This is a genomic window from Niallia sp. 01092 (genome assembly GCF_052318935.1).
Taxonomy (GTDB): domain Bacteria; phylum Bacillota; class Bacilli; order Bacillales; family Cytobacillaceae; genus Niallia.
This window is the reverse complement of sequence record NZ_JBQRKO010000004.1, coordinates 1-18,031: the sequence shown is the minus strand read 5'-3', so window position 1 is coordinate 18,031 and position 18,031 is coordinate 1. Positions and strand designations below refer to the sequence as shown.

The 18,031-nt window shown below is 33.4% G+C and carries 15 protein-coding genes and 6 pseudogenes; 13 read left to right on the top strand and 8 right to left on the bottom strand.

Annotated features, from left to right (window positions below; all coding sequences use genetic code 11):
• The first annotated feature begins 15 nt into the window (after nt 1–15).
• The 4 genes and pseudogenes from ACTXGU_RS05260 to ACTXGU_RS05245 form a co-directional block, all read left to right on the top strand.
• A pseudogene (locus tag ACTXGU_RS05260) lies at nt 16–1,100 on the top strand (spore germination protein).
• Nucleotides 1,090–2,283 (top strand): Ger(x)C family spore germination protein, encoded by a 1,194-nt coding sequence (locus tag ACTXGU_RS05255; protein ID WP_443480453.1) that lies wholly within the window; start codon nt 1,090–1,092, stop codon nt 2,281–2,283. Before ACTXGU_RS05260 ends, ACTXGU_RS05255 begins: the two are co-directional and overlap by 11 nt.
• A 69-nt stretch (nt 2,284–2,352) precedes the next feature.
• The gene (locus ACTXGU_RS05250; protein ID WP_443480452.1) at nt 2,353–3,456 is read left to right on the top strand and encodes a spore germination protein; all 1,104 of its coding nucleotides are present in this window, start codon (nt 2,353–2,355) and stop codon (nt 3,454–3,456) included.
• A 98-nt stretch (nt 3,457–3,554) separates the two neighbouring features.
• Nucleotides 3,555–3,737, top strand: a pseudogene (locus tag ACTXGU_RS05245) (IS3 family transposase); the annotation flags it as partial.
• A 485-nt stretch (nt 3,738–4,222) separates the two neighbouring features.
• Here the strand turns inward: ACTXGU_RS05245 and glyA are convergent.
• Both glyA and ACTXGU_RS05235 read right to left on the bottom strand, forming a co-directional pair.
• A complete protein-coding gene (gene glyA, locus ACTXGU_RS05240) occupies nt 4,223–5,566 on the bottom strand; it encodes a serine hydroxymethyltransferase (protein WP_443480451.1) in 1,344 nt (447 codons plus the stop codon).
• 167 nt (nt 5,567–5,733) lie between these two features.
• The gene (locus tag ACTXGU_RS05235) at nt 5,734–6,384 is read right to left on the bottom strand and encodes a GntR family transcriptional regulator (RefSeq protein WP_443480450.1); all 651 of its coding nucleotides are present in this window, start codon (nt 6,382–6,384) and stop codon (nt 5,734–5,736) included.
• Nucleotides 6,385–6,855: 471 nt separating this feature from the next.
• On the opposite strand from ACTXGU_RS05235, the gene pdxS reads away from it, so the two are divergent.
• The 4 genes and pseudogenes from pdxS to ACTXGU_RS05215 all read left to right on the top strand — a co-directional run.
• Nucleotides 6,856–7,737 (top strand): pyridoxal 5'-phosphate synthase lyase subunit PdxS, encoded by an 882-nt coding sequence (gene pdxS, locus ACTXGU_RS05230; RefSeq protein WP_443480449.1) that lies wholly within the window; start codon nt 6,856–6,858, stop codon nt 7,735–7,737.
• 156 nt (nt 7,738–7,893) lie between these two features.
• Nucleotides 7,894–8,573: pseudogene (locus ACTXGU_RS05225) on the top strand (Glu/Leu/Phe/Val dehydrogenase family protein); the annotation flags it as partial.
• A 287-nt stretch (nt 8,574–8,860) separates the two neighbouring features.
• Nucleotides 8,861–10,273, top strand: a complete 1,413-nt coding sequence (locus tag ACTXGU_RS05220; protein WP_443480448.1) for an amino acid permease — start codon at nt 8,861–8,863, stop codon at nt 10,271–10,273.
• A gap of 47 nt (nt 10,274–10,320) precedes the next feature.
• Nucleotides 10,321–10,514: pseudogene (locus tag ACTXGU_RS05215) on the top strand (DUF2268 domain-containing putative Zn-dependent protease); the annotation flags it as partial.
• Nucleotides 10,515–10,688: 174 nt separating this feature from the next.
• Here the strand turns inward: ACTXGU_RS05215 and ACTXGU_RS05210 are convergent.
• Nucleotides 10,689–10,979: pseudogene (locus ACTXGU_RS05210) on the bottom strand (AraC family transcriptional regulator); the annotation flags it as partial.
• 63 nt (nt 10,980–11,042) lie between these two features.
• Here ACTXGU_RS05210 and ACTXGU_RS05205 point away from each other — a divergent pair.
• Nucleotides 11,043–11,473: pseudogene (locus tag ACTXGU_RS05205) on the top strand (recombinase family protein); the annotation flags it as partial.
• A gap of 34 nt (nt 11,474–11,507) precedes the next feature.
• The gene (locus ACTXGU_RS05200; RefSeq protein ID WP_443480447.1) at nt 11,508–11,732 is read left to right on the top strand and encodes a hypothetical protein; all 225 of its coding nucleotides are present in this window, start codon (nt 11,508–11,510) and stop codon (nt 11,730–11,732) included.
• Here the strand turns inward: ACTXGU_RS05200 and ACTXGU_RS05195 are convergent.
• The 5 genes from ACTXGU_RS05195 to ACTXGU_RS05175 all read right to left on the bottom strand — a co-directional run bounded on the left by ACTXGU_RS05195 (nt 11,699) and on the right by ACTXGU_RS05175 (nt 14,332).
• Nucleotides 11,699–12,433 (bottom strand): Mu transposase C-terminal domain-containing protein, encoded by a 735-nt coding sequence (locus ACTXGU_RS05195; protein ID WP_443480446.1) that lies wholly within the window; start codon nt 12,431–12,433, stop codon nt 11,699–11,701. The genes ACTXGU_RS05200 and ACTXGU_RS05195 overlap by 34 nt on opposite strands.
• A 188-nt stretch (nt 12,434–12,621) precedes the next feature.
• The gene (locus tag ACTXGU_RS05190) at nt 12,622–12,807 is read right to left on the bottom strand and encodes a TnsA endonuclease N-terminal domain-containing protein (RefSeq protein WP_443480445.1); all 186 of its coding nucleotides are present in this window, start codon (nt 12,805–12,807) and stop codon (nt 12,622–12,624) included.
• A 20-nt stretch (nt 12,808–12,827) separates the two neighbouring features.
• Complete coding sequence (locus ACTXGU_RS05185; RefSeq protein ID WP_443480444.1) at nt 12,828–13,004, bottom strand: hypothetical protein; 177 nt, start codon at nt 13,002–13,004, stop codon at nt 12,828–12,830.
• A gap of 412 nt (nt 13,005–13,416) precedes the next feature.
• On the bottom strand, nt 13,417–13,659 hold the full coding sequence (locus ACTXGU_RS05180) for a hypothetical protein (RefSeq protein WP_443480443.1): 243 nt from the start codon (nt 13,657–13,659) through the stop codon (nt 13,417–13,419).
• 289 nt (nt 13,660–13,948) lie between these two features.
• Nucleotides 13,949–14,332, bottom strand: coding sequence for a hypothetical protein (locus ACTXGU_RS05175; protein ID WP_443480442.1), 384 nt, complete (start codon nt 14,330–14,332; stop codon nt 13,949–13,951).
• Between the two features lie 147 nt (nt 14,333–14,479).
• Here ACTXGU_RS05175 and ACTXGU_RS05170 point away from each other — a divergent pair, with 147 nt between their 5' ends.
• From ACTXGU_RS05170 to ACTXGU_RS05160, 3 genes are read left to right on the top strand one after another with little or no spacing between them, the layout of a single operon-like run.
• Nucleotides 14,480–16,522: a hypothetical protein gene (locus ACTXGU_RS05170; RefSeq protein WP_443480441.1), complete on the top strand. Its 2,043-nt coding sequence runs from the start codon at nt 14,480–14,482 to the stop codon at nt 16,520–16,522.
• Complete coding sequence (locus ACTXGU_RS05165) at nt 16,512–17,384, top strand: ABC transporter ATP-binding protein (protein ID WP_443480440.1); 873 nt, start codon at nt 16,512–16,514, stop codon at nt 17,382–17,384. Before ACTXGU_RS05170 ends, ACTXGU_RS05165 begins: the two co-directional genes overlap by 11 nt.
• Complete coding sequence (locus tag ACTXGU_RS05160; protein WP_443480439.1) at nt 17,378–18,031, top strand: hypothetical protein; 654 nt, start codon at nt 17,378–17,380, stop codon at nt 18,029–18,031. Before ACTXGU_RS05165 ends, ACTXGU_RS05160 begins: the two co-directional genes overlap by 7 nt.

Below are 18,031 nucleotides of genomic sequence, written 5' to 3'. Positions count from 1 at the left end.
ATGAACCAGCGGGCGATGATCGGGCCAAAAGAACAAATTACCACACAGCAAGTTGCTGTCATCCTCATTAATACTTTACTTGCTGTAGGAATCCTCACTCTGCCTAGAACTTCTGTTGAGAAGGTAAAAACACCAGATGTGTGGATATCCGTCATATTGGGCGGATTAATAACGATACTGGCAGGAATCGTCATGGTGAAGTTAAGTCAGCAATTCCCCAAAAAAACTGTTTATCAATATAGTGAAGACATCGTCGGAAAATGGGTAGGTAGGTTGGTTAGTCTTGTAATGGATATTTACTTTTTTACGGTTTCTGCATTTGAAGTCAGAACACTTGCAGAAGTAACCGGCTTCTTGTTGCTGGAAGGCACTCCTTCATGGGCTGTTATCATGCCATTCATATGGGGCGGTCTCTATCTCATCATAGGCGGCATTAATCCGATGGCCCAGTTGTTTGAAATGATACTACCTGTTACTGTTATCCTTTTTTTGCTGATTGCGATGATGAGCTTCAAACTTTTTGAAATTGATCATTTACGCCCTGTATTAGGAGCAGGAATTATCTCTGTACTAAAAGGCGTAAAGACAACTACACTTGCATTTACCGGACTAGAATAAATGCTCTTCCTTGTGGCGTTTATGCAAAAGCCGGACAAGGCCGTAAAAGTAATGTTAGTTGGCATTGCAATTCCCATGTTCTTTTATGTAATAACCGTAGTGATGGTCATTGGAGCATTTTCTATCGACGGAATGGTCTCTAGAACATGGCCTACTATTGATCTCATGAGGAGTTTTGAAATTCCGGGACTGATCTTTGAGAGGTTTGAGTCGTTACTGCTCGTGATCTGGATTATGCAGATTTTTACTTCCTTTACATTTGTCTTTTATGTTGCTGTTTAGGACTTGCTCAACTTTTTAAGAAGAGCATTAATCCTTTTATATATGGTTTAATTCCGGTTATCTACATCATTTCCGCAATTCCAAGAAGTATCGATGAGTTATTTAAATTAGGCGATATCATCGGCAATGCTGCATTGTACTTATTTGGTCTGATTCTTCTCATTATTTCAAAATGGAGGGGTAGAAAGCATGAAGCATAATAAAAAGGTTCGTTTCATTTTAAGCACTCTATATGTTTTTTCCTTCCTTACACTAACTGGATGCTGGAGCAGCCATGAACTTGAAGAAGTCGGCTTAAGTGTGGGCTTGGCATTAGATCAAGGAAAGGAATCCTCTTTTGAGAAAAAGCTCAAGGAACAGGAAGGATTATACCCCAAAAGGGATATTCTAACCTTGACCTATCAATTTGTTAATCCTCTTGGAACGGGATCAAATAGTGAAGGGAAAGGTCAGCAAAAAGCATTTATTAATATTTCTGAAACTGGTGATTCCGTTCATCAAATGACTCGGGAATTTTCATTAAGAAGCCAGCTTCCGGTTTTTAGCCCGCATCTTAAAGTCATTGTCATAAGTGAGAACCTAGCACGAAAATATCGTTTAGAACAATTACTTGATCAGTTTCTCCGTAATAATGAGATTAGGCCCAGCTGTTTATTGGTCATAAGTAAAGGCCAGGCCAGCGATACACTGGAATCAAAAGATGCCAAAGAAATTCCAGCGTTTCGACTCATTGGTATTTCTGATAATGAATATCGAACAACAAGGATTTTAGCTCCGGTAACACTTGCAAAATTAATGGGAAAACTGCAATCAGATTCCAGCTTTCTGGTGCAAAATGTGATTTCAGCAAACGGAGAGGTGAAATTTTCAGGAGCAGCAGTGATTGAAGCAAAAAGCAGCAAGCTTCGAGGGTTTTTGAATGAAGAGGAATTGGAGGGCTTAACATGGATTACTGGCAAAGGCAAAGGCGGTCTAGTAAAAACCTATGATAAAGAGACTGATCAGCAAATCATCTATGAAGTAAAAACGATGAAAAGTAAAATCACCCCCCATATTAAAGGCAACACCATCTCTTTTGATGTGAACATAGAATCTGAGGGGCGCATATCTGAAAATTGGACAGTTTCTGAAAAAACGTCTTTAAAAACTGCTGAAAAAGCAGTCGAAGAAGAGGTGAATAGATTGGTAGACCATGTATTAAAACTTATGCAAGAAGATTACAAAGTTGATGTTGCCGGGTTTGGAAATGAGTTGAGAATACATAATCCCAAGATGTGGGAGAAAGTCAAAAAAGATTGGGAGCAAACCTTTAGAGAGGCATCAATCAAGTATAATGTGCAATTAACGATAACAGATTATGGATCTTCAGAATTTAGCAAATAAATACCGGGCTAAACGCCCGGTCAGATTGAAAGTAGTAATCCTGAATTGTGAATAAGGAAGTGACCATCAATGATTACCAGTTCAAAAGACCGAATTACGACCGGGCAGGCAACTGTTATCGTGATCAATAGTATATTCGGAGTAGGAATCCTCACTTTGCCCAGAACAGCGGTAGAGAAGGTGAAAACTCCAGATATATGGATCACCGTTATTTTAGGCGGTCTGATCACGATGATCGCAGGAGTGTTCATTGTTAAATTAAGCCAACAGTTTCCCGGAAAAACCTTTTATGAATACAGTCAAGAAATTGTTGGTAAATGGGTTGGAGGGTTACTTAGTCTGCTTATTGTATGTTATTTTTTTACAGCTTGTGGGTTTCAAGTCCGAGCGCTAGCAGAAGTATTGACATTTTTTTTGTTGGAAGGCACCCCTACCTGGGCAATCATCATGACATTTATGTGGGTAGGTCTGTATCTGATAATTGGCGGAATAAATCCGATCGCCCGAATGTTTGAAATTATCTTGCCTATTACCGTCATCTTTTTTATAATTGTTGCCTTTATGAGCTTCAAACTATTTGAAATTGATAATCTACGCCCGGTACTAGGGCTGGGAGTGATACCGGTACTAAAAGGAGTAAAGACAACTGGTCTATCATACACTGGTTTTGAAACCATTTTGTTCCTTTTGCCATTTATGAAAGAACCAATGAAAGCAGTAAAAGCCGTTCTAATTGGAATTGCTTTTCCGTTGATTTTTTATTTGATAACGGTCGTAATGGTTATCGGAGCATTATCTGTTGATGGAGTGGTCACGAGAACATGGCCGACACTTGATCTTATACGAAGTTTTGAAGTCACCGGTTTGATCTTTGAACGATATGAGTCTTTGTTGCTCGTAATATGGATTATGCAAATGTTTTCTTCCTTTACGATCTTCTACTATGGTGGTGCTTTAGGACTGGCTCAACTCTTCAAAAAGAGCATTCGTCCATTTATGTATGGCTTGCTTCCGGTTATCTACATCATTGCCATGATTCCGAAAAATATCAATGACATGTTTAAATTAGGGGTTTTACAGGGCAATGTCGCGTTGTATTTATTCGGTTTACTGCCACTGGTGCTTCTAATGGTCTCGCGATGGAAGGTTAGAAAACATGAAGAAAAGTCATAACAATTTACGGTTTCTTTTGGTTTCGCTGTTGGTTCTTTTGCTTTAAGAAAAAGGGATCTTCACGTATCCTTCATTCGCCCATAAGCTAAAACTGGGGTGATGCCACATTTAAAAGTATCAAGACAGAATTTATAAAAGGAATGTATTTTGATAGTTTGGAACAGTTGAAATTAGAATTAGATGATTACGTTCATTGGTTTAATCACATCAGAATTCATGGAACACTCGGGTATTTAAGCCCAATTGAATACAAAAAAGAACACCTTAAAAAAATTGTCTAGTTTAGTGTTGACATACCAGTTCCAGAATGTGGAATATTAATTAAGATATTTTTTCCTTTTAAATCCCCTTTTAATAATTTCAATACAGCTACAGCATTTGCTACTTAATTGAGGCTGGAGAACATTTAAATGATCATATGATGAAGGGTTCATTTCCAAGAGTCTAGCGCTAAATTGAAGGAACCGAAGTTCTGGGTATTTTAATGGAATAAAGGATTGAGTTAAATGCCGATCTTTGAATAGGGAGCGATTGCAGAAAAAGTAGTAAACAAGTGATACATATTATACATGACTAATATGTATCACTCCTTATTTTTTATGACTTTTTATGAATTAGATCTTGGTAAATTTTAAATCTATAACAAAACATAATGCAGTATCCTTTAACTCCAAAAAATTTATGCTTACTTCTCTTTTTAAAAAAATCTGAACTCCAAAAGGTCGTTTTAAACTCCTTTTTAGTCAGCTTCTTATTTCTTTTTATATTAATCAAAGCAATAATGTATCTTCTGGTAAGCTTTACGGAAATCAATAATTTCTTTGCGAACTTCTTCAGTTGATTTTTTGTTTTTCAAGACATCTAGAATAAAGTCTGCTATAATTTCCATTTGTTCTTCCTTCATACCTAATCTTGTTACCTCTGTTGTTCCGATGCGCAATCCACTTGGATAATCCCAATCTTCTGGTTTATCACTTGGAATAAGGTTCTTGTTGGTTATAATGTTTGCCCGACCTAATTTTTTGGCTATTTGAAGTCCATTGCCAAATGCACGGACATCAGCAATCACTTGGTGTGTTCGGGTAAAACCTTTATGAGCACCAAGCATTGTTAAACCTCTTTCTTGAAGAGCTTTACCTAATGCCTGAGCGTTCTTTACGATTTGCGCCATATATTCTTGACCAAACGCAAGAAACTCTGCACAAGCTGCAGCAAGTGCCGCAACACGATTAACTTGGTGAGTAGCTGCAAGCGCAGGAAAGATTGCATCTGTTACTGATTTATTGATTTCAGGATCATTCCATACAATGATACCACTTTGCGGACCGCTAAAAGTTTTTCCGGCAGAACCTGTCATAATGCAAGCTCCTTCACGAAGGGGATCTTGAAATTGTCCTCCACCAATTAATCCAAGCTGATGAGCACCATCAAAGAAAATTTTTCCTCCCCATTCTTGTACGATTGCGGTCATTTCTTTTAGTGGAAAAGGGAATAAAGTCATTGATGCCCCAAGAGCTACAAGGCGTGGTTTAATTTCACGGGCTGTCTTAGCAAAGGCATCTAAATCCACAGTCAATTCTTTTGCATCCATCGGTACATCAAATATATTTAAGCCTCTGATTCCTGCTGGTCCATCATAACGATTGCTAGAGTGTCCGCCTGTTGGTTGAGGAATGGTCATAATGTTATCACCAGGTTTTGTCAGAGCTGAATACACAGTGAGGTTACCAACCATACTCGCTATCAAGCGGTGATCGGCATAATTAGACTTGAATACTTTTTTTAGAAGCTCTACACATAGTGATTCAATCTCATCTATATAAGTAGTTCCAGCAAACCATCTTTGCGTAGGGCCAATATGTCCTTCTGCAGCTCTTGTTCCAACTTCAGAAGCTAAAAGATTTCTAACAGTCGGGCTTGTTGGCGCCTCTGGAGCTAATAGATTAAGGCATTCTTTACCTCTCCATACGTCATTTCTCTTAACAGCATTAATAACTTCTTGTTGCATCATCCGTGGTGATGAGCATTTATCAATTAATTCGCGTGCTGTGCGTAAAACATCTGGATCGTGAACTTCATGCTTTGTAATCTCTTCTGAAACATTAACCATTAAACTTTCCCCTCTCTTAAGAAAAAATTAAAAATCAATAACCAATATATCGGTTTTAAAAAAGAAGTATATCAACTTCTTTTTTACCATATCATGAGCAAATTGGTTATACAACTATATTGTTAGAATATATGACAGTTATTTTTCGAAAAGGAGGTTACTTTGTCTTACGAGTCTTCTGTAAGAAGTTGAGAGAGACTTAACCAGTTTTCTTCTAAGAGGTCGGCTAATTCTTTTTTATCTTGTTGACCTATACATTCAATTATTCTCTGATGTTGTTTTACAGAAGTTATTCCATCAACTGAGTTAAATTTAAATAACTCAAGTCGTCTAATCTTTGGCATAAGTCTCTCCAACGCTACAGAGATCTCTGGGTTTCCAGATGCTTTCAAAATTACCTCATGAAACTCATTATCTTTTTTGATAGCTTCTTTTGCATTCCTTTGCTTAATTGCTATCTCAAATTCAGAATTAATTCTTTCCATTTCATGGCAATTTTCTGTTTTTAAATGAGGAATCGCTAGTCTAGCTGCAAGAGAATGAAGCGATGCTACTACAGTAAAGGCATTTTTCGCTTGATGGGTATCGATTAAACTAACCTTTGTCTCAGAACCAGGAGAAGATACAATTAAGTTTTCATCTTCTAACCTTTTAAGGGCTTCTCTCACAGGAGTTCTGCTGACACCAAATTCTTCAGCTAAGAGTTTATCATTAATTCGTTGATTAGGCTCTAATTCTAGATTTATAATGGCAGATTTTAATCTTTTATATACCTGATCTCTCAAAGAAGAACGATTGATTTGACTAATATTTTTCATGTAAATCTTCACTACCTTTCAGCTAGAGTTTGTTTTCTACTTTCATTAGTTAATTTTTAATCGCTTAATCATACGTTAACCTAGATAAATAAAATCTACAAGAATCTTTTAATCAATTACAAACTATTTACATCAAGATTTTGCAGACCTAACCTTTTGTTACTATTTAGGACTAAAACTTAAATTTATGTAGAACTTTAAATTAGGAAGAGAATATAACGATGTGATAACTCATTCCTTTCCTAAAAAATAGTTATTAGTCTTTCACAATTTTTTAGGACTGTAATACAAATGATGTTTATATATTTATAATATTTTCTTCAAAAATTAAATGTCATATTTTCTAACAAATTATTTGTATAAGAGATTTACTCATGATAATATCAAACAAAGCTGATATATTGGTTTTTGTATTTAGTATTTATATTATGGTGAATCTATTTAGATATTGCGATGTTTGGAGGAAACACAATGAAAACGGGTACAGATCGAGTTAAACGCGGAATGGCCGAGATGCAAAAAGGCGGCGTTATTATGGACGTTGTCAATGCAGAGCAGGCCAAAATTGCAGAAGAAGCAGGAGCAGTTGCTGTTATGGCTCTAGAAAGAGTACCATCAGATATTCGTGCAGCTGGCGGAGTAGCAAGAATGGCTGATCCACGTATTGTTGAAGAAGTATTAAATGCTGTAACGATTCCTGTTATGGCTAAAGCAAGAATCGGTCATATTGTAGAAGCTCGTGTATTGGAAGCGATGGGAGTAGACTACATTGATGAAAGTGAAGTATTAACTCCTGCTGATGAAGAGTACCATTTACTTAAAAAAGAATTTACCGTTCCATTTGTTTGCGGCTGCCGTGATCTTGGTGAAGCAGCTCGCCGCATTGGAGAAGGTTCAGCAATGCTTCGTACAAAAGGGGAGCCGGGTACAGGAAACATTGTTGAAGCTGTAAGACATATTCGTAAAGTAAATGCTCAAGTGCGCAAAGTCGTACATATGAATGAAGATGAGTTAATGACTGAAGCTAAGCTTCTTGGTGCTCCTTATGAAGTTCTTCTTGAAATTAAAAAATTAGGTCGTCTTCCAGTTGTAAACTTTGCTGCAGGCGGAGTAGCAACTCCTGCTGATGCTGCTTTAATGATGCAGCTTGGAGCAGATGGTGTATTTGTTGGATCTGGTATTTTTAAATCTGAGAATCCAGCAAAATATGCAAGAGCGATTGTAGAAGCAACAACTCATTATCAAGACTACAAGCTTATTGCTGAATTATCAAAAGATCTTGGAACAGCGATGAAGGGAATTGAAATTTCTTCTTTATCTCCTGAAGCTCGTATGCAAGATCGCGGATGGTAATTAAGAGAAACAATAGTTGAAAAAGACGTAGTACTTTAGGGAAGGAGATATATGGATTTCTAGTTTGAATAAATACTAAATATAAATTAGGAATCTTATTATCTTCTTTCATTTAGTTTCATTATATCCTCATCTATACTGACCTTCGGAGTTTAACAATCCTCCTTTATCGTTACTAGAGTTTCACCTGAATTAGGAGGATATGGAAACCCATCACCTTTAACGGCATATGGAGTATACAAAAGGGTAAAAGCTGCAGCTCTAAAAGCTTTTGGTTCAGAAGATTTAACTGGTAAAGTGATTGCAGTCCAAGGAGTAGGCAGTCTAGCCTACAATTTATGTCGTCACCTGCATGAAGAAGGATCTAATTTAATTGTTACTGATATTAACGCTGAAAATGTAAAAAAGCTGTAAATGAATTTGGAGCTAAAGAAGTAGCTGTTGATGAAATTTATGATGTAGAATGCTATATCTTCTCTCCTTGTGCAATAGGGGCTATTATTAATGATGACACCATCAATCGTCTAAAAACACGTGTAATAGCAGGTGCAGCAAATAATCAGCTAAAGGAAGAATACCACGGAGATATGCTAAAAGAGAAAGGGATTATATATGCACCTGATTATGTAATTAATGCTGGTGGATTAATTGCTGGAGAAGATGGACTTCACGGTTTTAATCGTGAACGTACTATCAATAAGATTGATGCTATATACACTAATCTCCAAAAAATATTTAAAATTGCTGAACTTGAAAATATATCGACTCATCGTGCTGCAGATAAACTTGCTGAAAAAAGATTGTTGGATAGGAAAAATTCTAACATGCGGTATTAATCAGTAAAAATAATTTTTTGAGTGAAAACTTTATAATAGATATTCATACTAGATTCGAAAAATCCCTCCTTGGCACACATCACTTCTACATTTCCAAGGGGGCAACAAAAAAATTTTTTATCATTTATATTCTGAAAATTTATACAAAAACAATAGAATTATTTTTATCCTATCTAAGCAGAAATTACAAAATATATGGTATTTGATGGATATCCAATGTAAGCGGAATATCTTCATTATTGATATCCATCATCTAACATATAAATAATATTAATGGAGAAATGTACATGAATTTTTTTCGAAAGAAGTCAATTAATTTATTATTATCTCAATCAGACAACAAGAAGCTTCAGCTAAAAAAAGACTTGGGTGCATTTGATTTAACCATGCTCGGAATCGGTGCCATTATTGGAACAGGCATCTTCGTTTTAACAGGAGTAGCAGCCGCTGAACATGCAGGTCCTGCCTTAATTATTTCGTTTATTTTATCCGGTTTAGCGTGTATTTTTGCTGCACTTTGTTATGCGGAATTTGCTTCAAGTGTACCTGTCTCGGGAAGCGCCTATACGTATAGCTATGCAACGTTTGGAGAATTAATTGCCTGGATTTTAGGCTGGGATTTAATATTAGAATACGGACTTGCCTCATCAGCTGTTGCAAGTGGATGGTCTGGGTACTTTCAAGGTTTATTAGCGGGATTGGGGATTCATTTTCCGACAGCTTTAACAAGCGCATACGACCCAGCTAAGGGAACGTATATTGATGTACCTGCTATTATGATTGTTTTTCTCCTTACATTTCTATTAACCCAAGGTGTAAAAAAATCAGCTCGCTTTAATGCAGTGCTAGTTATTATAAAAATTGCTGTTGTTTTATTATTTATTGGTGTAGGCGTATGGTACGTAAAACCAGAAAATTGGACTCCGTTTATGCCGTTTGGTTTTTCTGGTGTTGCAACTGGTGCAGCAACGGTATTCTTTGCTTATATTGGTTTTGATGCAGTAGCAACAGCTGCTGAGGAGGTACGTAATCCACAAAAAAATATGCCGATCGGTATTATTGCTTCTTTATTTGTATGTACAGCATTGTATATTATCGTTTCGCTTATTTTAACAGGAATTGTACCTTATGATCAGTTAAATGTAAAAAATCCAGTAGCATTTGCATTAAATTACATTAACCAGGACTGGGCGGCTGGATTTATTTCTCTAGGTGCAATTGGAGGGATTACAACAGTATTACTCGTTATGATATATGGACAAACTCGTTTATTTTATGCCATTAGTCGAGATGGCTTATTACCAAAAGTATTTTCAAAAGTTAATAAAAAGAAACAAACACCTGTTTTGAATTCTTGGATTACATGTGTATTAGTTTCAATCTTTGCAGGTTTCATTCCATTAGGTAGATTAGCTGAATTAACGAATATCGGAACATTATTTGCGTTCATGACGGTTTCAATTGGAATTTTATTTTTACGTAAATCTAAAATAGCAAATACAGCTGGTTTCCGCGTTCCATTTGTACCAATAATACCAATTTTAGCATGTGTATTTTGTTTATATTTAGCTCTTCAATTGCCAGGTTTAACTTGGATTAGTTTTGCTGTCTGGCTTGTAATAGGATTAATTATTTATTTTATATATGGATATAAACATAGCAAATTGGCAAGATCAGATAAAAACAATCACGTAGCATAAATAATATAAAATTTGATGAATATTCATTTTGATGTGTTTAATTTGTATTATCATTAAAAGGATTTGCTGAGGTAAGTAGTTATATGTTTGGTGATGAGATTGCCAAACAAGAAGGATACCAACCTGTAGGTCTTTCTTTTTGTGCTGGATATGCAGTAGGTTATGAGGTTGTTCAATCTTTCATGAAAAGCATAATAAAACGATATATGAAACAACGTTAATTTCTAGTGATGATAATTAATGGATCTAGCTTATTTTCTTCTTGATGGAGTGAATACTTAGTTGAATAAGAAATGAAGAAAAATTCACCATTAATAGAATAAGAGCATGTTTTTAATACACTTCTTTAAAACATGCTCTTTAAGTTTGTTCGCTGTTAATAATTTTTTGATGTTCTACAGCAACAGCCGATAAGTCATGATTTTATGGGCACGCAGATTTCACAATAAGGATTGTTAATCATATCACCAGTGTATTTTTCCAAAATAGGTTTATTATCAATTTGATATCCATTACTTTGTAGAGATGAAAAAATATCAGCATATGCTATTTGAATATCTTCTGCCGTATGTTTGACTTCGTAAATAAGGTATTTTCCACCAGAGAGTTTACCTTCATAAATTGAATCATCCATTTGATAATCCTTTGAAATCACAATACAAGCATCAAATCTACAATTTTCAGGCAGTGTTGTCTCAGGGTTATCTTAACACGTGCATATCCTACCTTCATTTATTTCATCCTTTGTTTTTTAATTTTTCTGTTTTATCGTGATAAAAGACAAGAATTGGAAGAAGACCTTAGATTTGTACGCTCTGGTGACACGATAGTAGTATGGCGGCGCTTAGGTCGTTTAGGAAGAAATATGCAACATTTAATAAAAATAGTGAATGACCTTAACGATTGTGGTATTAGCTTCCATAGCTTACAGGAAAACATCACCATGGACAAAGCCAGTGCAACGGGACAACTTATGTTCCATCTTTTTGCTGCATTTGAGCGTAATCTTATCCAAGAGCGTTTAGCAGCTGGTCGTGCTGCAGCAAGAGCCAGAGGATGATTAGGAGGAAGACCGGAGAAATTAGATAAAAAAGAATTGAAATGTTGAAAACATTGGTGGCAAATGGGACGTCCATTACGGATATCGCTCAAAGGTGGGGTGTGTCCCGGACAACTGTTTATCGATATCTGGAAAAATAGAAATAATCTATGTTTTTGAAGGGATGGTGGAAATATGGTATCAAGAGGGAAAGAATTACTAACAAAAGACCAAAGAGCTGAATTTGTACGAATTCCAGCTAATATAACCGAACGTTCTGCTTTACTACTTTCAGAAGAAGTTTGCTTTTTCTCTTTAACTGCTTGTTTAATAATGGAGTCAATCGCTGCATCTGCATTAAGTGTATTTTCTTTTTGCTTAGTACTTTATCGTAATTTTATTTCTTGTAAGAGCTGCTGATAAAATTCAATTTCTTCTAAAGAGTTATTTTTATATTGATGACTGCTATCTAAGAGATAACATATATCGAAATTACGACCATCAGAATGTGGGATATATATTTGGTTCATTTCTCGTGGATCAAAAACTACCTCAATACTTTTATTTTTCATCTTTAAATACCACTGCTCATTTATAGCCTTTTCCGAGCCATAAGACAATCCTTTAAATTTAATGCCTGCTCTTGTGATACGAGCTTTACCTTTAGGTAGTAAATTCAACCTCAATATATTTTTATCGCTAATTGTCTGTAATCTACCTTTTTTATTTTCAATTCCCCAAGTCCATAAATTAATTGGGGTATCCGCTAATCCTGCGGTTATCATTTCTTTTTCTAATGGATATTTATTAATAATTTTTTTATTATGATGCAGGACAAGATGAATCACGATTTTAGTAAATTCTTCTAGATTCAAACTGGCATCTAGTCGATAATCCCGGTCTCCTCTTTCACGATACTCTTTTGCATATGGATCTGGGATAGGAAGTAAAATATCATTTTGTATTTCATTCTCCATATCTGAAAGTAAAATTTTTTTAGGCATCGAAGTATCTCCATGAAGATCAACCAAGTATGCTGCATTATCATTTATTTCAATAACACGAATACGATTCTCTTCTTCTCTATCAGTATATTGATAGACTTGGTTATAAAAGATCATATCGCTCTCACCTTCTCTGAAAAATCTTTTCTGACTTTATTAACGTGTAAAATCTCGTTAATCTTTTAGAAACCTCTAACTCTGTAACAATTCCCCAATCTATATTCTGCCGTTCCCAATAGATACGCTCTATTTCAAACTACTCTAACACTCTTTTATTCATAAGTTCATCTTTATATTTCAAAGTTCTAGCTCTGATACTGCTGATTTTTACTTACCGTTACTAAAAAGTCTGTTGTCATTACTACTGGTTCGCCTGTATTAGGATCTGTGGGGTGTTTAATCCCTAATTCTTCTGCGATGATAATTGTTTCTTCAATTGGTAATAAAGGAAACTGTTCACGAATATCCACAATAAAACCTGAATATTCCAATAAATAAAAGTAGTTTCGTTTTAATCTGAGAGAAATTCAAACTGTCTTTTTACTTTTATCCCTTTTAATCGAGTTGAACGTCCTAAAGATGGTACATCTTGAATAGTAACCCATGGTTTGTAATCAATGCCCATTCCTTGCCCAAAACCATCTTTTAATTTTTTGTCAATTGATACTGAACGTTTGCGTTTAGACATAAATTCACCTCTTTTTTATTTAGAAACACAAAAATAGCCTCTTACGGATATCAAACCCGAAGAGGCTATTTTTTATCAAATTTTATTATAAATGATCAATCTTTTTTAGAAATAATCAATCTTTGTTACAAATGATCAAACTTTATTATAAATCCACAAAAATTTGTAGCTTTGAAATAAAGTTTGATCAAAAGTGAGCTGCAAACGTTGATTTTATAATAGAAGAAACCCACTCATTTTGAAAAAAGATTGATCAAAATGTATGAGATCGGTTTTAATGTACAGTTAGTTTTTATAAAAAAGTTTGATCAAAAGTTACAATTCTAAATAGCTATTTCAACTTCACCGGACATCAAACGTTGTACAATACTGTTATGGATAATTCCTACAAATGTCTTTACTGTATTTGGCGTTACATTAATTGTTTTGTTTGTATCATCAAAAGTAACTCTAATTGACGAGTCCAGTTTATTAACAGCTTCTTTAATTTGTTCAATAGAATAGTTTGTTTCCCGTAATGTGTAAAACCTAGTAAGTATATCGTTTCTAATTTCTTCCTTTTTTTCTGTGCATGTTTACTGGTAAAACGATCAGACTCTACTAACCTAGTCTTATTAGGCTCAAGCTCTAATGAAAATTTCCTTAATCTTTTCATAAGGACTTTCTCAAACCTTATTGCATATGATGTAGATTTAAAATAAAGTTTAACCAAAAACGTTCCGAACAGGCACAACTAATTTATTGTACTTGCTATCATATGTAAAAAAGCCCCTATGTTGTTAAAAACATAAGAGCAAAAAGAAATGTTATTTACTAGACACTATTCACATATAAAGAAGAAAGCTATCTCATAAGTAATATGACTTATGAAACAGCCCCCTATACAGTATTATTCTTAAAACTATTATGTTAGAAATCTATCTTTAAAAGTTAAATTAATTTCCCTATTTACTTTCCATTCCAGCTGCCCCTTGCAAATAATAAAGACCAGCTTCACCAGTCCATTTTGCTCTTACATAATAATCATCTTTATCTACTATCCAAATATTAGATTCATAAATTTCTTGATTATCACCAACTGTTCGAGTATGAACTGATTTATTAGGACCTGTTATTTCTTGCATAATATAAGCGTAATAATCTATACTACTATCGTTATTTGCCCAGAATGAATCCATCACATGATCACCACAGTAGACTTGTGAACCAGAAGCGTCTGGATTACTACTATCTATTTGGGCAAAAGAACTTGATGCATAAGCATTAAAGCCAAATAACATTAACACTCCAAAAGTTAAAATTCCTCCTAAAGCTTTTTTAATTTTCATTTTTTCCCCTCCACAAATTAATTCAACAAGTCAATATTACCATATTTACCTATAAAAAAGTTAAAATTTTTCATTTTTATTATTTTATTTCCTTTTTTGTAGTAAAATAATATCATATATTATTTATTTCTAAGTGAGGGGAAAATATTGCATATTATAATTAACAGTATAGTTTTATTATGGTTACAGTTTAAAAGACAGCTATTATTTTGGTTGCTTTTACTAGGGTTCTTTAGCTATGAAATACTTGCCTTGTATGACATACAATCACCTGGACAAATGTTAACCTCTACAAGTTTTCTAGTTCAAGGAGGTATTTTAGCTTTTTTGCTATTTGGCGTCATGGTAATGCGTTCAGAGGACAAGCATCAATTAACTGATTTATTCTTAACCATCAAAGATGCATTATTATATAAAATAATTTCTAATATCTTATATGGTGCAATTGTTGCTTTTGGTTTAAGTATATTATCGTACCTTCTTTTTTTAAGTTATTACTTTTTAAAAGGATGGCCAGTTACGCATTTTTATTTAAGTGCGTTTCTCTATTTTTTGCTCTATTTTTGTATACCTTTTTTTATTAGCTACTGTATTGGCTATCTATTAGCAATCATTATTAAAAGTAAACTCATTTTCCCATTAACTTTAATTATTTGGGCGTTAATAGGGCCAATGAATACAGCTTTTATTGGAACACAATGGAAACAAGTTACAAGGTGGTTAAATTTAGGAGATCCAAATCCTTATGGAGTATATAATAGTCATTATGGATTTTCCATAGATATCTTCTATTGGTTAACCCATCTATTGTGGATAATAATTTTAGTTGTTACGTATACCCTTTATTTATATAAAGGTAAAAATTTACTAGAAAAAAAATTTGCTTGGTTAATTTTATCTATTTCATCTCTATTAATAATGACAATTGCTTATCCTCTAAGTTTAAAATGGCAGTTATATGTAAGTGGAGACGAGAGTAAAAAATCCAGAGAATTTTATGATATTTCTTATTATGAAAAAAAATCTAACTATATAGAGAATAATAACTTAACAATTTTATCCTATGATATTGATTTAGATATTGATAGACTATTAAAGTCTCGTGTAAAAATGGTTTTGATGAATGATAGTAATAAAGACTTAAAAGATTTTACTCTTTCTTTATACCATGATTTAAAAATAAAAAGTATTAGGGTTGGAAATGAAGAATTAAAGTTTAAGCAAGATCAAGATTCTATTCAAATCTTTTTAAAAAAAGTATGGAAATCTAAAACAAAGTGGTCTCTTGAATTAGAATATGAGGGTAGTAGCTCCCCTTTATTTTATGCCAATCAGAGAGCTATCTACCTCCCTTTTTACTTTAACTGGCTTCCATCGGTTGATAATAAACCATCCTTTATTATCAATAAATATGGACAATTAGTAAGAACAAACCATCAAGTAAACAACTTTGTATCATATAAACTTAAATATAGTGGAAAAAAACCGTTATACACAAACTTAGAAAAAGAAGGAGAAAACAAATGGGAAGGTACTTCCTCTTTTGGCTTAACATTAACAACCGGAGAATTGCAAAGTAAAAAGAATGGAAAATCATTGCTAGTTTTCCCTGGTGATATAAAAGGACTTAAATATAATGAATTTGAATTTGCAACTAAATCATTGATGGATAAAATTTCAAAAGATTTTAATTTATCTCTACCTTATCCTTCAAAAGTTATGATGGTTCCAACATTATCTATTTCAGATAATTCTCTACAATATCAGTTTGTTTGGTATTCACCAGAGATCTTGTTGTTAAATTATTCTGATGATTCTTGGCTAATTGATATTCCTTATATATATACATATTGGCTTGTTCCCGCACTAACTTGGAAGTATCTAGATATAGTGGTGGAAGACCCTGACTTTTTGCAAGCTTTTGAAATTATGTATGGATATATATATAATAAGCAAAATAATATTATTGATGAGGGAAATAAAATAGAATGGTATAATTCGGTACCTAGCACTGGGACTAAAAAGAAAGTATTAATGACATTATCCGATTGGCTAAAAGAAGAAAGTAATCTCGACAAGAAAAATAAGTTTTGTATCGAATGGTTTACTATGATAAGAAGTGGAAAAGTGTCATGGGAAGATGTTCAAATTTTATTAAAGAAATATAGGGTAGGTGAAAATGTTGAGTAATTTAGTATTAAATAATATAAATAAAAGCTTTAGAGGAAAGCAAGTCTTAAACAATGTTTCTCTCCAAATAAAAGGATCATTTGGTCTTCTTGGACCAAATGGTGCCGGAAAAACTACGCTGATGCGAATTATTGCAACACTTGAAAAACAAGATAACGGAAGTATACATTTAGAGGATATTTCATGGGAAAATGTAAAAAAAGTGAGAAACCATATTGGTTACCTGCCACAACATTTTTCTATTTATAAAAACTTAACTATTAAAGAGGTCATGAATCATTTCGCAATCTTAAAAGGTTTAACAATAAAAACAAATAGAAACACTACTATAGATAACATTCTTTCTGCGGTCAATTTAATGAATGAAAGAGAAAAGAAAATAAAAAATCTCTCAGGTGGTATGTTAAGACGTCTGGGAATAGCACAAGCTTTATTGGGAAATCCAAAAATTATTATTGTAGATGAACCTACAGCTGGTTTAGATATTGAAGAACGCGTACGCTTTAGACAACTCTTAAGAAAATTATCAGAAGACCGAATAATCATTATTTCAAGTCATATTGTGGAAGACTTAGAATCTACTTGTAATAATATTGCTATTATGAAACAAGGAAAGGTCTTACAAACTGGAAGTAGAAAAGAATTAATAGAAATAACTACGGGGATGGTATGGGAAATAGAAATCCCTATTGAAAAAAAATTAGCAATAAACGAAGAAGATATTATTTCAACAAAACAATTAAGCGATTCTTATTTAGTTAGATTTTTCTCAGAATCCTATATTCCTAATGCAAAATTGGTAGAAACAACGTTAGAAGATACCTATTTATATTTGACGAAAAGGGTAAATGTAGTATGTTAAAAAAACTAAACCTTCCTTTTGAAATAAAAGCTCTAGGATATTCCTTTTATTTACCTATTCTACTTCAAATCATTTTTCTTTTTCAAATGGTATTATTGGATAACAAGCTTAATTTTATTCTTTTAAAAGAAATGGAATTTTTAGTTGTTCCTTTTTCAGCATGGTGGATAATATTTCTTTATTATGATTATTTTGAAGAGGATGGAAATACTGTTCTGTTTACCTATCCTCTTACCATTTTTCAGCATGGTATACTAAGAGTTAGTATTTTTACATTATTATATGAAATACTTCTTATTATTGATTGTTTAATATTGAATTTAATACATTATAAAAATTATTTTTTTAATTTATTGCTGCCATATTTATTTCAGTCTCTTTTATATATAGCTATTGCCTTTTTTATAGTACTTTTTTCAAAAAAAGTAATGGTTCCTATTATAGTCATTGGAGGTTATGTATCAACGGAATATTTAACAGGTGGTAATATAATACCATTTTTTCATATTATTACGTTTAATATTGAACCTATTACTTTTAGAGAATCAGAATACGGCCTAATTCTTAATTTCTCTTTATCTTTTTTTCTTTTTTTTATAAGTCATATACTCTTAAAATGGACGATTAATAAGCGTTTATTAAAGTAG

Excerpts from the sequence above, each read along its gene's own strand:
- ACTXGU_RS05255 (WP_443480453.1), top strand. The coding sequence starts at position 1,090 with ATGAAGCATAATAAAAAGGTTCGTTTCATTTTAAGCACTCTATATGTT.
- ACTXGU_RS05250 (WP_443480452.1), top strand. The coding sequence starts at position 2,353 with ATGATTACCAGTTCAAAAGACCGAATTACGACCGGGCAGGCAACTGTT.
- glyA (WP_443480451.1), bottom strand. The coding sequence starts at position 5,566 with ATGGTTAATGTTTCAGAAGAGATTACAAAGCATGAAGTTCACGATCCA.
- ACTXGU_RS05235 (WP_443480450.1), bottom strand. The coding sequence starts at position 6,384 with ATGAAAAATATTAGTCAAATCAATCGTTCTTCTTTGAGAGATCAGGTA.
- pdxS (WP_443480449.1), top strand. The coding sequence starts at position 6,856 with ATGAAAACGGGTACAGATCGAGTTAAACGCGGAATGGCCGAGATGCAA.
- ACTXGU_RS05220 (WP_443480448.1), top strand. The coding sequence starts at position 8,861 with ATGAATTTTTTTCGAAAGAAGTCAATTAATTTATTATTATCTCAATCA.
- ACTXGU_RS05200 (WP_443480447.1), top strand. The coding sequence starts at position 11,508 with ATGGTATCAAGAGGGAAAGAATTACTAACAAAAGACCAAAGAGCTGAA.
- ACTXGU_RS05195 (WP_443480446.1), bottom strand. The coding sequence starts at position 12,433 with ATGATCTTTTATAACCAAGTCTATCAATATACTGATAGAGAAGAAGAG.
- ACTXGU_RS05185 (WP_443480444.1), bottom strand. The coding sequence starts at position 13,004 with ATGTCTAAACGCAAACGTTCAGTATCAATTGACAAAAAATTAAAAGAT.
- ACTXGU_RS05180 (WP_443480443.1), bottom strand. The coding sequence starts at position 13,659 with ATGAAAAGATTAAGGAAATTTTCATTAGAGCTTGAGCCTAATAAGACT.
- ACTXGU_RS05175 (WP_443480442.1), bottom strand. The coding sequence starts at position 14,332 with ATGAAAATTAAAAAAGCTTTAGGAGGAATTTTAACTTTTGGAGTGTTA.
- ACTXGU_RS05165 (WP_443480440.1), top strand. The coding sequence starts at position 16,512 with ATGTTGAGTAATTTAGTATTAAATAATATAAATAAAAGCTTTAGAGGA.
- ACTXGU_RS05160 (WP_443480439.1), top strand. The coding sequence starts at position 17,378 with ATGTTAAAAAAACTAAACCTTCCTTTTGAAATAAAAGCTCTAGGATAT.